16 protein-coding genes are annotated in these 14,046 nt (G+C 31.2%); 13 read left to right on the forward strand and 3 right to left on the reverse strand.

Going from position 1 to position 14,046, the window contains the following annotated elements:
* Window positions 1–10: 10 nt before the first annotated feature.
* The 13 genes from I4U58_RS03595 to I4U58_RS03655 all read left to right on the forward strand — a co-directional run bounded on the left by I4U58_RS03595 (window position 11) and on the right by I4U58_RS03655 (window position 11,504).
* Window positions 11–1,834 (forward strand): diol dehydratase reactivase subunit alpha, encoded by a 1,824-nt coding sequence (locus I4U58_RS03595; protein ID WP_195929676.1) that lies wholly within the window; start codon window positions 11–13, stop codon window positions 1,832–1,834.
* Complete coding sequence (locus I4U58_RS03600; RefSeq protein ID WP_243269549.1) at window positions 1,827–2,201, forward strand: glycerol dehydratase reactivase beta/small subunit family protein; 375 nt, start codon at window positions 1,827–1,829, stop codon at window positions 2,199–2,201. Before I4U58_RS03595 ends, I4U58_RS03600 begins: the two co-directional genes overlap by 8 nt.
* A 19-nt stretch (window positions 2,202–2,220) precedes the next feature.
* Window positions 2,221–2,889: a BMC domain-containing protein gene (locus I4U58_RS03605; protein WP_195929678.1), complete on the forward strand. Its 669-nt coding sequence runs from the start codon at window positions 2,221–2,223 to the stop codon at window positions 2,887–2,889.
* Window positions 2,890–2,901: 12 nt separating this feature from the next.
* Window positions 2,902–3,180, forward strand: a complete 279-nt coding sequence (gene pduA, locus I4U58_RS03610; protein ID WP_195929679.1) for a propanediol utilization microcompartment protein PduA — start codon at window positions 2,902–2,904, stop codon at window positions 3,178–3,180.
* A 27-nt stretch (window positions 3,181–3,207) separates the two neighbouring features.
* Complete coding sequence (locus I4U58_RS03615) at window positions 3,208–3,852, forward strand: phosphate propanoyltransferase (RefSeq protein ID WP_207743810.1); 645 nt, start codon at window positions 3,208–3,210, stop codon at window positions 3,850–3,852.
* Between the two features lie 8 nt (window positions 3,853–3,860).
* Window positions 3,861–4,682 (forward strand): ethanolamine utilization protein EutJ, encoded by an 822-nt coding sequence (gene eutJ, locus I4U58_RS03620; RefSeq protein ID WP_195929680.1) that lies wholly within the window; start codon window positions 3,861–3,863, stop codon window positions 4,680–4,682.
* Window positions 4,683–4,693: 11 nt separating this feature from the next.
* Window positions 4,694–5,539 (forward strand): flavoprotein, encoded by an 846-nt coding sequence (locus I4U58_RS03625; protein ID WP_195929681.1) that lies wholly within the window; start codon window positions 4,694–4,696, stop codon window positions 5,537–5,539.
* A 27-nt stretch (window positions 5,540–5,566) separates the two neighbouring features.
* Window positions 5,567–5,839 (forward strand): EutN/CcmL family microcompartment protein, encoded by a 273-nt coding sequence (locus tag I4U58_RS03630; RefSeq protein WP_195929682.1) that lies wholly within the window; start codon window positions 5,567–5,569, stop codon window positions 5,837–5,839.
* Window positions 5,840–5,857: 18 nt separating this feature from the next.
* The gene (locus tag I4U58_RS03635; protein ID WP_195929683.1) at window positions 5,858–7,006 is read left to right on the forward strand and encodes a cob(I)yrinic acid a,c-diamide adenosyltransferase; all 1,149 of its coding nucleotides are present in this window, start codon (window positions 5,858–5,860) and stop codon (window positions 7,004–7,006) included.
* Window positions 7,007–7,066: 60 nt separating this feature from the next.
* Complete coding sequence (locus tag I4U58_RS03640) at window positions 7,067–8,479, forward strand: aldehyde dehydrogenase family protein (RefSeq protein WP_195929684.1); 1,413 nt, start codon at window positions 7,067–7,069, stop codon at window positions 8,477–8,479.
* A 17-nt stretch (window positions 8,480–8,496) separates the two neighbouring features.
* Window positions 8,497–9,828 carry an SLBB domain-containing protein gene (locus I4U58_RS03645; protein WP_195929685.1) on the forward strand — a complete coding sequence of 444 codons (1,332 nt, stop codon included), beginning with the start codon at window positions 8,497–8,499 and terminating at the stop codon, window positions 9,826–9,828.
* Window positions 9,829–9,876: 48 nt separating this feature from the next.
* Window positions 9,877–10,428, forward strand: coding sequence for a BMC domain-containing protein (locus I4U58_RS03650; protein ID WP_195929686.1), 552 nt, complete (start codon window positions 9,877–9,879; stop codon window positions 10,426–10,428).
* 62 nt (window positions 10,429–10,490) lie between these two features.
* Window positions 10,491–11,504 carry a phosphotransferase gene (locus tag I4U58_RS03655; protein ID WP_195929687.1) on the forward strand — a complete coding sequence of 338 codons (1,014 nt, stop codon included), beginning with the start codon at window positions 10,491–10,493 and terminating at the stop codon, window positions 11,502–11,504.
* Between the two features lie 119 nt (window positions 11,505–11,623).
* Here the strand turns inward: I4U58_RS03655 and pcp are convergent, their stop codons facing one another.
* The 3 genes from pcp to I4U58_RS03670 form a co-directional block, all read right to left on the reverse strand.
* Window positions 11,624–12,265 (reverse strand): pyroglutamyl-peptidase I, encoded by a 642-nt coding sequence (gene pcp / locus I4U58_RS03660; RefSeq protein ID WP_007285672.1) that lies wholly within the window; start codon window positions 12,263–12,265, stop codon window positions 11,624–11,626.
* A 94-nt stretch (window positions 12,266–12,359) separates the two neighbouring features.
* Window positions 12,360–13,289 carry a DUF979 domain-containing protein gene (locus I4U58_RS03665; RefSeq protein WP_195929688.1) on the reverse strand — a complete coding sequence of 310 codons (930 nt, stop codon included), beginning with the start codon at window positions 13,287–13,289 and terminating at the stop codon, window positions 12,360–12,362.
* Window positions 13,289–13,960, reverse strand: a complete 672-nt coding sequence (locus I4U58_RS03670) for a DUF969 domain-containing protein (protein WP_207743811.1) — start codon at window positions 13,958–13,960, stop codon at window positions 13,289–13,291. The genes I4U58_RS03665 and I4U58_RS03670 overlap by 1 nt, the downstream gene beginning before the upstream one ends.
* Between the last annotated feature and the right edge of the window lie 86 nt (window positions 13,961–14,046).

Here is a 14,046-nt window from a genome sequence, read left to right on the forward strand (position 1 = left end):
GAGGTATGCTATGGAAATAGTGGCAGGTATAGATATAGGTAATGCTACTACTGAAGTAGCTCTAGCTAAAATACAAAATAACAAAATTGAATTTTTATCTAGTAGCATAGTTCCAACAACAGGAATTAAGGGAACTAAGCAAAATATCAACGGTGTGTTTAATTCCCTTAGAAAAGCTCTAGATAAAGCAAATTTAGCTTTAAGTGATTTAGATAGAATTAGGGTTAACGAAGCAGCACCAGTAATCGGTGATGTTGCGATGGAGACTATAACAGAAACAATAATAACAGAGTCTACTATGATAGGACACAACCCAAATACTCCTGGAGGACAGGGAGTTGGAGTAGGTGTTACAGCTTTAATAACAGATTTAGAAAAAGTAAAAGAAAAAGAAGTTATAGTCGTAGTTCCCGAGCATGTTAATTTTGAATTTGCTGCAAAATTAATAAATCATTACAATAATATATTCAATATAAATGGGGCGATAGTAAAAAATGATGATGGAGTTTTAATAAATAACAGGTTAGACCATAAAATACCTATTGTCGATGAAGTAACTTTAATAGATAAGGTTCCTATAGGAATGTTGGCAGCTATAGAAGTAGCACCAATAGGTAAGGTTATAGAAGTATTGTCAAATCCATATGGTATAGCTACATTATTTAATTTGACTTCAGATGAGACAAAACATATTGTTCCAATTGCTAGAGCTCTTATAGGTAATAGATCAGCAGTAGTTATAAAAACCCCTAAAGGTGATGTGAAAGAAAGACGTATCCCAGCAGGTGAGTTAGAAGTAATAGGACAAACAAAAAAATCAAGGGTAAATGTAGATTCAGGTGCTCAAGAGATAATGAAATGCATAAATAACGTCAGCCCAATAAATGATATAAAAGGTGAAAGTGGAACTAATGCGGGGGGAATGTTAGAGAGAGTAAGACAAGTAATGTCTAATCTTACAAACCAACATCCAAATCTAATAAAAATTCAAGATTTATTAGCTGTCGATACATTTGTACCACAACATATAAAAGGTGGTCTTGCAAAAGAGTTTGCGCTAGAAAATGCTGTTGGAATTGCAGCAATGGTCAAAGCCGACAAACTGCAAATGCAGATGATTGCAGATGAACTAAGCCAAAAGTTAAAAATACCTGTAGAAGTAGGCGGAGTAGAAGCAGATATGGCGATAAGAGGGGCGCTTACAACTCCAGGTAGTAGCAAGCCACTCGCTATTTTAGATATGGGGGCAGGCTCTACTGATGCATCTATAATAACTCGCGAAGGTCACATAAAATCAATACACCTAGCAGGTGCAGGTAATATGGTAACTATGCTTATAAAATCAGAACTAGGCATAGATGACTTTGAGTTGGCAGAAGATATCAAAAAATATCCTCTTGCAAAAGTAGAAAGTTTATTTAACTTGAGACATGAAGATGGAACGGTTGAATTTTTTAATAATCCACTAGATTCAAAAGTATTTGCAAAAATAGTAATTTTAAAAGAAGGAAATATGATTCCTTTGGAGGGAGATTACTCATTAGAAAAAGTTAAATTAATAAGAAAAAATGCTAAAGAAAAAGTATTTGTAACTAATGCCCTTAGAGCTTTGGCAGATGTAAGTCCAACAGGAAATATAAGAGATATGGAATTTGTAGTACTTGTAGGTGGTTCAGCACTTGATTTTGAAATTCCACAACTAGTAACAGATGCTCTTGCACAGTACAAGATAGTTGCCGGAAGAGCAAATATAAGAGGGTGTGAAGGCCCTAGAAATGCAGTTGCTACAGGTCTTATTTTATCTTCTATTGAAGAAGGTGAAGCTATTGGATAATATCGGGAGATTTGCAAGTAAAAAACCTCAAATAAAAGTTTATTATAACGAAAACATCAAAAATATTGAATATATAAAAGAGATACTATTGGGAATTGAAGAGGAAGGAATTCCATATCAAGTAGAAGACAAACAATTTGGAAGTGCTGTTGAAATTGCACATGAGGCAAGTTTAGAGTCGACTCTTGGTGTAGGAATTGGTATCGATAATAATTATATAGTACTTCATTATAATAAATTAAAAGAAGAAAGCCCAATATTCAAAATAAAATTTATAAGTGAAGATAAACAAAAAAGATCTTTAGGGGCAAATGCAGCAAGATTAGTGACAAGAATGCCTTTTAAAGAAATTGAAAATTTAGGGTAATATCAAAGGAGGTATTGATATGTCCAAATTAGCAATTGGAATGATTGAAACTATGGGTCTTGCTGCTGGAATTGAGGCTGCTGATATTTGTCTAAAGGCTGCTAATATTAATTTGGTTGGATATGAGTTTGCAAAAGGAAGCGGAATGACTGTAATAAAAATAGAGGGTAATGTAGGTGCAGTAAAAGCTGCAATAAGTGCAGCTACAGCAGCCTTAGGTAAATTAGGCAAGGTTCATACGAAGATGGTTATACCAAGACCAAGCGATAGTATTGATATGCTTATAAGAAATGAAAGCACTGTGGGATATGAAGATGAAAAAGAAGAAATTCCACAAGTAAAACAAAATAACCCTCCTTCAGATAAAGAAGATAATTTAAATCGAGATAAAGCTGATGAGTCAGAACAAAAAGATGAAAATGATAAAAATTTAAATAATCAAGATTTAGATGAAGGACAAATAATAGAAGACAAAAATAACGAAGTGACTGTACAAGATGAGTCTAGTCAGGAATCTGATGAAGATTCAGATTATAATAACCAAGATTTAAGTGAAGAAACTTCTAAAGGATATACTTGTAACATATGTAAAGACCCTAAATGTCCAAGACAAAAAGGAGATTTAAGAATTTACTGTATTCACTACAAAGAAAATAAAGATAAAAATAAGGATAATAAAGATAAATAGGAGGCAAAAGCCATGGGTGAAGCATTAGGAATGATAGAAACTAAAGGGTTAGTTGGGGCTATAGAAGCAGCAGATGCAATGACAAAATCAGCTAACGTAGAATTAATAGGATATGAAAAAATAGGTTCAGGATTAGTAACTGTAATGGTAAGAGGAGATGTCGGTGCTGTTAAAGCATCAGTAGATGCAGGGGCAGTAGCTGCAGAAAAAGTTGGAGAAATAGTATCTAAACATGTAATCCCAAGACCACATACAGATGTTGAAAGAATATTACCAAAAAGAGCTGAATAATTAAATCTAAATATATAGGTGATTAAAATGAATATATCTCAAGAAGAATTAGTAAGTATAGTTACAAAAATAGTTATAGAAAAAATGCAACAAGATAATGACATTTTAATCCCTATAGGTGTTTCAAATAGACATATACACTTATCTAGGGAGGATTTAGATTTTTTATTTGGTCAAGGATATGAACTTACAAAAATAAAAGATCTAAAACAACCTGGTCAATTTGCAGCCAAAGAGGTAGTAACTATCCAAGGCCCAAAAGGTTCGATTGAAAAAGTAAGAATCTTAGGGCCTTTAAGAGATGAAACACAAATTGAGGTTTCATTAACAGATGGATTTAAACTTGGGATAAAGGCTCCAATAAGAGAATCAGGCAAATTAGAAAATACTCCAGGAATAAAAATAATTGGACCAAAGGGAAGTGTTGAAACATCTAAGGGAACTATAGCCGCTTTAAGACATATCCATATGGATAAAGAAACAGCAAAAAAATTAGAACTAAATGATAAAGATATAGTAGATGTAGAAATTAAAGGTAAAAGAAAAGGTATCTTAGGAAATGTTTTAATTAGAGTTTCTGACAAATATGTTTTAGAAATGCATATAGATACAGATGAGGCAAATGCTTGTTGTTTAAAAAATGGAGACTTAGTTAAAATTATCAGGAAATAGGTGATATTTTGAAATTAGATAACTGTAATAAAATATTAGAAGATTTCTCTACTTTAGTAAGAGATAAAAAAAGCAACGATTATAAAGGCAGATTAAAAGTAGGGGTTGATTTAGGAACTGCAAATATAGTTTTATCTGTTTTAGATGAAGAAAATAGACCTATAGCAGGGGCGACTTATCCATCTACTGTTGTAAAAGACGGCATAGTAGTAGATTATATCGGTGCCACAAGAGTAGTAAGAATGTTAAAAGAGCAAGTTGAAGATATGTTAGGGACAAAGCTTACTTATGCGGCAACAGCTATTCCACCAGGAATAACAGAAGGAAATACAAAGGTAATAGCAAATGTAGTTGAATCAGCAGATTTAGAAGTTGTAAATATTGTAGATGAGCCGACTGCAGCAGCTGAAGTCCTTGGAATTACAGATGGGGCAGTAGTTGATGTAGGTGGTGGAACAACAGGTATAAGTATTTTGAAAGATGGAGAAGTAATATTTACAGCAGATGAGGCTACAGGTGGAACTCATATGACACTTGTATTGGCAGGATTTTTAAAAAAATCTTTTGAAGAAGCTGAAGAATATAAAAAAGACAAGAAAAACGAAAATGATGTTTTTACAATAGTAAAACCAGTAGTACAAAAGATGGCATCTATCGTAAAAAAATATATACAAGGATATGATGTAGATAATATTTATGTAGTCGGTGGGGCTTGTTGTTTTGACGAATTTGCAACAGTATTTAAAAAAGAAATAAATGTAGATGTAGTAAAACCGATAGAACCACTTTTAGTAACACCTCTAGGTATAGCGATGAATTGTAACGTTTAGGGGGTGAGCATTTGAATAGTGAATTACAAAATTTAATTCAAAATGCATTAATTGAATATATCGTAAATAAAGTAATAGAAAAATTAGAACAAAGACAAAAAACTGCTTTAGTATTATTTACAGGAGCTAGCATAGGATTTAGACAATCTATAGAATCTTTAAATAAATTGCAACAAAATGGATGGCAATTTAAAGTTGTAATTTCTAAAGCAGCTGAGGACGTATTAACAGAAGATTTAATAAAGAAAAGTTTAAATATAGAAAGTGTAATAAAAGAAGATGATAAGCCCGATATAAAAGAATTATTAGATCAAAATAATTTAATTATCATTCCTAGTTTAACAATAAATACAGCATCAAAAATAGCAAACTGCATTAGTGATACTTTAATCACGAATATAGTTTCAAAAGCTATGATGAGTGGAAAGAAGATAATTGCATCGCTAAATGCGTGTTGTATTGAAAATGAAGAAAGAAAATCTATTTATGGCGATAATGTAAGCTTAGCTTATAAAAATAAATTGAAAAATAATTTAGAAACAATAAAAAGTTATGAAATAGAATTAACAACTTCCGAAAATCTATTTTATAAAGTTGAAAAATACAGTAAAAAGAACCTAAATACAAATAATCTTGTTATAAATAATCAAAGTAAAGATAATAAAAAAACAATAGATTTAAAACAGCCTCAAGATAAAAATTCACTATATATTAAATTAGACAAAAAAGTAATAAGCAGAGCTGATGTTTATGAAAATAGAGGTTATAACTATATATTTGTAGATAAAGGTTCTCTAATTACAGATTTAGCAAAAGAAGAAGCTAAAAAGTTAAATTTAAAAATAAAACAAGAATAGATTATTAAGAAATAAGAGGTAGAGAATATGTATTTAGGTAGGGTAATAGGAACAGTAGTTTCAACAACAAAAGATGAGAGTTTAGTAGGATTTAAACTTCTAGTAGTATCAAAATTAAATGAAACATTGCAGCCGACAGAAACTAGTGAAATAGTAGTAGATTCAGTTGGTGCAGGTGTAGGAGAGGTAGTATTAGTATCAAAAGGTAGTTCAGCTAGATATGTACTTAATAAACCTAATTCTCCTATTGATTCAGCTGTTGTAGGTATAGTTGACAGTGTTGAAGTAGATGATGTATAGGGTTAGGATGTGATAAGTTTGGCTAATTTATATACAAAAACGGGAGATAAAGGACAAACAAGCCTTTATGGAGGAGAGAGAATCTCTAAAAATAGCGTAAAAGTTGAGTGTTATGGAATTATGGATGAAGCTAATTCAATGTTGGGTTTAGCTTATTCACAATCAAAAAACGAAAAAGTAAGGACATATATAAATAAAATACAAAAGAGGATATTCAGTCTTGGAGCAGAACTTGCCAGTGATAAAAAAGGAAGAGAGATGTTAACTGGCAAAATCTCTGAGGATGATATATCTTATTTAGAAAATATAGTTGATGAATGTACAGAAATTGTAGGTATACAAACTCACTTTGTTGTACCAGGGAAAAACCAAGTTTCGGCGACTCTTCATGTTGCAAGAACAATAGTTAGAAGAGGAGAGCGAAATATAGTAGCGCTTAGTGGAATAGAGCCAGTTAGAAATGAAGTAATGAAATATGTAAATAGAATGTCTGATGCAATATATGCATTGGCAAGAGTTGAAGAATTTTATTGTGAAGTTGAAGAATTAAAAGTAAAAGTATTAAAGAGAGTTAGAGAAAAATTAAAAGATATTCAGGGTAATTTAAGTGAAGAAAACTTAGATTTAAATAATAATATAAACGAATGTATCAAAGATGATGAACAAAGTTTGGCTTTAGATACAGATAAATTAGAAAAAAAGATAGATAAACCTGTTACGACAGGAAAATCTATTAGCATAGATCAAAATAAAACAGTAGATTTAAATCTACAAACTGCAAAGAAAATGGTAGCTTTTGCAGAACAAAAGGCAAAAGAAATAAACGTACCCGTAGTTATTTCTGTAGTCGATAGCGGTGGTCACATCATACTTATGGAGAGAATGGAAGACTCACTTTTAGCGAGTATAGATATATCTTTAAATAAGGCATATACAGCCCTCAGCTTAAAGATGGCGACAGAAGATGTTCAAAATTTATGTAAACCAGGTGACCCACTTTATGGAATACAAGAGAGCAACAATAATCGAATAATTACTTTTGGTGGGGGGATACCATTTACATACAAAGGCAAAGTCGTCGGAGCTTTAGGTGTAAGTGGAGGCACTGTTGAAGAAGATACATATGTAGCTAAATATGCGATTGAATCTGTAGTTAATTTAAATTAATACATAAATAAATACAAATAGAGTTTTATCTATAATAAAGTCAGGTTAGGGGGATAAAATATGGAAATAAATACATTGGATATAGAAAAAATCGTAAAACAAGTAATGCAAAGTGTAGAAGCAGCAGAAAATAAACCACAATGCTCAGATAATTGTGGAGAGGGTATATTTCTAACAATGGAAGAAGCTATAGATGCTGCATTTACAGCACAAAGAAAACTATTAGATTGCTCAATGTCAGATAAAGATAGATTTGTAAAAGCTATAAGAAATCAATTATCTAAAAAAGAAAATTTAGAAAAAATATCAAAAATGGCTGTTGAAGAGACAGGCATGGGTGGATATGAATATAAATTAATTAAAAATCAATTAGCTATAGACAAAACACCTGGTATAGAAGATTTAACAACTGAGGCTATGGCGGGAGATGATGGACTTACGTTAGTGGAATATGCTCCTTTTGGGGTAATTGGTGCAATAACTCCAACAACAAATCCAACTGAAACTATAATATGCAATAGTATCGGTATGATAGCTGCTGGAAATTCAGTAGTATTCAGCCCACATCCAAGAGCAAAAGAAGTTTCTGAATTAACTATAAGATTAATAAATAGAGCTTTAAAAGAAGCTGGTGCACCAGATAACTTAGTTGTTTCTGTTAAAGAACCATCTATAGAAAATGCAAACATAATGATGAAACACGACAAAGTTAGATTATTAGTTGCAACAGGTGGCCCAGGAGTTGTCAAATCAGTATTATCAAGCGGTAAAAAAGCAATAGGTGCAGGAGCAGGAAATCCACCAGTTGTAGTTGATGAAACTGCTGATATAGAAAAAGCGGCTAAAGATATAGTAGATGGTTGTAGTTTTGATAATAATCTACCATGCATAGCAGAAAAAGAAATAATAGCAGTAGATCAAATCGCCGATTATTTAATCTTCAATATGAAACAACATGGAGCATATGAAGTTAAAGATAAATCAACAATAGATAAATTAGTTAAACTAGTATTAAACGACAATATGAAAATAAAAACTGAATTTGTAGGAAAGAGCGCTAAATACATATTAAGCAAAATTGGAATAGAAGTAGATGACAGTATAAGAGTTATATTAATGGAAACTGAATTAGAACATCCATTTGTCCAAACAGAATTAATGATGCCAATACTTCCACTTGTAAGAGCAAAAGACGTAGATACAGCAATAGATATGGCAGTAGACGTTGAACATGGAAACAGACATACTGCAATGATGCATTCTAAAAACGTGGACAAATTAACTAGAATGGCAAAACTTATTCAAACTACAATATTTGTTAAAAATGGACCATCATATGCTGGTATAGGTGTTGGTGGAGAAGGATACACAACATTTACAATAGCAGGTCCAACTGGAGAAGGATTAACTTCAGCTAAATCTTTTACAAGAAAAAGAAGATGCACACTTGTTGGAGGATTCCACATTAAATAAATAAAGAGGTGAAATAAATGGAAAAAGATTTATTAAGCCTTATTAAAAAAGCGGGGATAGTAGGAGCAGGGGGAGCAGGATTTCCAACCCATGCAAAGTTAAATGCTAAGGCTGAATATGTAATAATAAATGGGGCAGAATGTGAGCCTTTGTTGAGAGTAGATCAACAATTAATGGCTTTACATACAAAAGAGATTTTAGATGCATTAAGTTTAGTTGTTGAACATGTTGGAGCTAAACATGGTGTAGTAGCACTAAAATCAAAATATAAAGAAGCTATTTCGAGTGTACAAAGTATTATAGGGAATTATGATAAATTACAATTATTCGAGCTTGAAAACTTCTATCCTGCTGGTGATGAACAAGTTTTAGTATATGAAGTTACAGGGAGGATTGTTCCAGAGGGAGGAATACCTCTAAATGTAGGTGCTATAGTATCAAATGTAGAAACTATGCTTAATATTTACAATGCTTATTATTATGAAAAACCAGTAACTGATAAATATGTTACAGTTACTGGTGCTGTAAATAATACTAAAACTTTAAAATTGCCAATAGGAATGAGTGTTAAAAAAGCTATAGAGTTAGCTGGAGGTACAAGTTTAACTGACTTTGTAGTTATTAATGGTGGACCAATGATGGGGAAAGTTGTAGATATAGATTCTACAATTACAAAAACAACAAAAGGTCTTATAGTACTACCTAAAGACCACTCATTAGTAAAAGACTTACAAAAAGATATAGGAAAAATGCTAAAAGATGCAAAAACATCATGCATGCACTGTAGCCATTGTAGTGAAGTATGTCCAAGGGGGCTTATAGGACATGCTATACAACCACATAAGATGATGAGAATAGCATCGTATGGAAGTCTATGTGACAACAATATCAGTACGGTAAATGCTTATTTATGTTGCGGATGTAGATTATGTGAATATGCATGTATTATGAATTTACAACCATGGAAACTAAACAACTTTTTAAAACAGACTATGAGACAAAATAATATAAAAAATACTTGCAACAATAAACCAGAGAAGGCACACCCTTTTAGAGAATTTAAAAGATATCCAGTAAATAAATTAATAAGACAACTGGGACTTACAGAATTTGATAGAAAGTCGCCTCTTGAAGATAAAATAATAGACGAAGATAGTGTTACTATTTTGATGAATCAACATATAGGCAAACCTTGTGCAGTGGCAGTTAAAGTAGGGGATAAAGTTCAAAAAGGTGACTTAGTTGGGATAATAGATAAAAATAGTTTGGGAAGCAATATTCATGCAAGTATTAGTGGTGTTATAAAAGAAATCAAAGATAATAAAGTAGTCATTGTTTCAGACAAATAATATAAATAGAATATCTATTAGATAAATTATGAGAAAGAGGGGATAAACTTGAAAAAAGCAATTGGTTTAGTAGAACTAAAAAGTACTCCCATTGGTATACAAACTGCTGATGAAATGGTCAAAGCAGCTAATGTAGAATTAGTTTTAGCAAATCCCGTTTGCCCAGGTAAATACATGATTGTAGTGAGTGGAGATGTCGGTGCAGTTAAAAATTCTGTTGAAAGAGGAAAATCAATAGCAGATGTATTTTTAGTAGAGAGCCATATAATAAATAATGTATCACCACAAGTTCTTGTAGCGATTGCTGGAGCTACAGATATAAAGGACTTAAAATCTATAGGAGCTATAGAAACTATATCTGCTTTAACAATAATAAAAGCTGCAGATATAGCAGTAAAAGCATCGAATGTCCAATTAATAGAAGTTAGAATTGCAAAAGGGCTAGGCGGCAAGGGATTTTTGATAATGACAGGTGAAATATCTTCTGTTAAATCAGCTATAAAATCATGTGAAAATGAACTTGCAAAATTGGGAGAAATAACATCTACATCAATTATCGCTTCTCCTCATAAAAGCTTATTAGAAAAAATAGTAATGTAATACTATTAAAAAAGAGTGATACTATATAAAATTGGGATAAATATTTTAAGGAGGGGAATGACTTGGATATTTATAAAGCATCATCTATAAGAGATCTTTTAAGCAAAGAAAACTTAGAAAAAGAAATAGATAACTTAACAAATATAGATATTTATCCTATAAATACATCAGGTTTATCTGGATCTAAAATGTATAAAATAGAACTTTACTCTAATAAAAATAAAAAATACCTTTACTTAAAAGTTAATAATCTACAAGAAGATTGGCTAGCAAAAGCCAGTAATGACAAGGGTAGGGAGTTAGTAATATTTAAAGATAACGTATATCCAAAGCTTGAAGAATATATAGATGGAATTTATATAGGATATTACTTAGGAAGTGATACATACGCAATTTTAATGAAAGATGTTTCGGAGTATATAGGCTCCAAAAATCATATGAATGAGTATTTGGATTATATAGACACACTAGCGAAATTTCATTCAAAGTTTACAGAATATGATGTTAATAAATACGAGAACTTATTAAATACAGAAAGCTATTATAATTTTTTATCCGTAGATAAATTTAAATATACAGAAGATATGAGAAAAGAAGTATACGAAGGATGGAAAGAGCTAAAGCTCATCTTGGGAGAAAATTTATATGAAAAATATAATAATTTAAATAATATAGAAGAATTATATCCATATTTCCCAAAAACTTTTTTACATGGAGATTATAGACCAGATAATACACTGTATATAGATAAAAACAATATAAAGATGATTGATTTTGCTAATAGCGGATGTGGCCCATGTACACTAGATTTATTATGGTACATTATAACTTCTGTAGAAGCAGATATAGACAAAACTATACTAATAGATTTTTATCGAAAAAGACTAGAAGAATATAAAGGATACAAATTTACACAAAATACATGGAATACATTATTACAAGTTGGATTACTATGTGCATGTAGAATGTTTTTAGCAGCGTTGATAATAAATACAGATTTTAATAATAAAGAACAGATGTTAAATATGGATTGGTGGATAGAAAATTTAAAATTTATACTTATAAATAAAACCTAATTAAAATCATTAAAAAAGTATCGATGAATTTAAATCTACAAGACTTTTTCATCGATACTTCTATTTTCAATAAATATAAATTCCGGGTAAATATTTATTGCATATTTATTAAATTACAATTAGCAGATTTCTCCACCAACAGCTTTTATATCTTCTTTGTTTTCAACAGCAGCTTTTATACATAACTCTAAACCTTTAGTTATATCAGCAGCAGCCATTGATGGTGTGTTTGGTTTACAAACAACTTGAGATGGTATATAAGGAACATGGATAAATCCACCTTTTATGTTAGGATATTTTTTATCTATCATGTATAATATTCCGTACATAACGTGGTTACAAACGAATGTACCAGCAGTGTTAGATACAGAAGCAGGTATACCATTTTCTCTCATTTCTTTAACCATAGCTTTTATTGGTAAGTTTGAGAAGTAAGCAGGTTGCCCATCTTCAAATATAGTGATGTCTATTGGTTGATTTTTTTCGTTATCTTCTATTCTAGCATCATCTATGTTTATAGCAACTCTCTCTGGAGTTACATCAAATCTTCCACCAGCTTGTCCAACAGATATTACTATATCAGGGTTGTGTTTAACTATATTTTCTTCTATTTTCTCTAATGATTTTCTGAAAACAGTAGGTATTTCTAATTTTATTACTTCAGCACCAGCTATTGTGTCAGGAAGTTGTTTAACAGCTTCTAATGCTGGATTTACTGATTCTCCACCAAATGGATCAAATCCTGTTATTAAAACTTTCATTTTTATTTCTCCTTTAGTTAATACAACAGACTCCGGAATAATATATCAAAATCTGTTGTATATTTATTTAATTAATTATAATAGTTTTTTTATATTAGAACCCTAAAGTATACATTAATATTATGTGAGTTACTAATAATAATGCAGCTAAAGGTGCTTGAGCTTTTATAACTCCGTTTTTATCTTTCATTTCAAGTAATGCAGCAGGTAAAACGTTGAAGTTTGCAGCCATTGGAGTAACTAATGTACCACAGAATCCAGCAGTTAATGCTAATATTGAACATATAACTGGGTCTCCACCTTGAGCAAATACGAATGGAAGACCTATACCAGCAGTTATTACTGAGAATGCAGCAAATGCATTACCCATTATAGCTGTGAATATTGCCATACCAACACAGTAAGCTATAACACCTGCAAGTATATTTCCTTGAGGTATAACAGATGATATTATGCTAGCTATTTTATCACCAACACCAGCAGCAGTGAATAATACACCTAAAGAAGCTAATAATTGTGGTAATATAGAGAATACTCCTATTGCTTGGAACATTCTGTTAGTATCTTCAACAGCTTCAGATGGTTTAGCTTTAGTTATTGCAAATGCTAATAATAAAGAAAGTGTAGATGCTATACCTATAGCTACAGTTCCAGGAAACTCTGTAAATGAAGCAACAAGCATTGCTATTACAGCTATTGATAAAGCTGGAACAAATATTTTTAAACCTAATTTTTGAGCTTTCATTTCTGTGAAAGTTGTATCTAATTGTTTTAAAGTACCAACATTAATTTGTTTAGTTGCTGATAAAATTGCTATAACGATTACAAGACATCCTACTAATACAGAAGGAAGTATTCTTGCGAATATAAATATAAATGCTAATATTCCCCAAAATAGGGCTGTACCTATTCTAGTTTTATGATTTTTATCTTTTAAAGTAAACACCATTGTTATTGCCATACATAATCCTATAAACATATAAAATACGTCTAATAGATTATTTGAAAGTGTTGCCATATCCATTATTTATTACCCCCTAAATCATTATTTTTAGAGTTGTATTTTCTACTCAATTGTCTATCTAGTAATATATTTTTTCCAACGCATAATACAAATGCTATTATAGCAACTGGTATTGCAGCTTTAGTAAGCGCCATTGGATCAACAGTCATTCCTAAAGAATCTAAAGTACCAACTATTAAAAGGATACCTGAGTTTGCCATAAATAAGTTTTGACCGAAGAAGTTACCTATATTATCTGCAAGTGCAGAATGAGCTTTTATTTTATCTAAATCCTTTTCTTCTAATTTACCGTATTTTACAGTAGCAGCACTCTCAGCCATTGGGCTTATAAGAGGTCTAACAAATTGAGGGTGACCACCAAGTGCAACACCTGCTGCTATTGTAGCTTCTCTTATGAAAGAATATCCACTTAAAAGTGTACCAGTAGATAATCCTTTTGCTTTTTCTATAAGCATAACTGCTTTTGCTTTTAATCCATATCTTTCACAAAGTCCTATAACAGGTAGTGTAAGCATGAATAAACATGTTGTTCTATTAGTGACAAACGCTTCCCCTAAGGTTGAAAGAATTTCAACTATATTCATGTGAGCTACTAATCCTGTAACTACACCAGCTGAAACAACAACTGCTATAGTATCTAATTTTAGGGCGAAACCTAAAATGATTATCAAAATTCCTATTAATCCCTATACCTATACCTATACTTATACTTAATTATAATCTATCCAAGAAGATATATGTACCAAAATTTTACAAA

It is taken from the genome of Clostridium sp. 1001270J_160509_D11 (assembly GCF_015667935.1).
In the GTDB taxonomy this organism is placed as follows: Bacteria; Bacillota; Clostridia; order Peptostreptococcales; family Peptostreptococcaceae; genus Intestinibacter.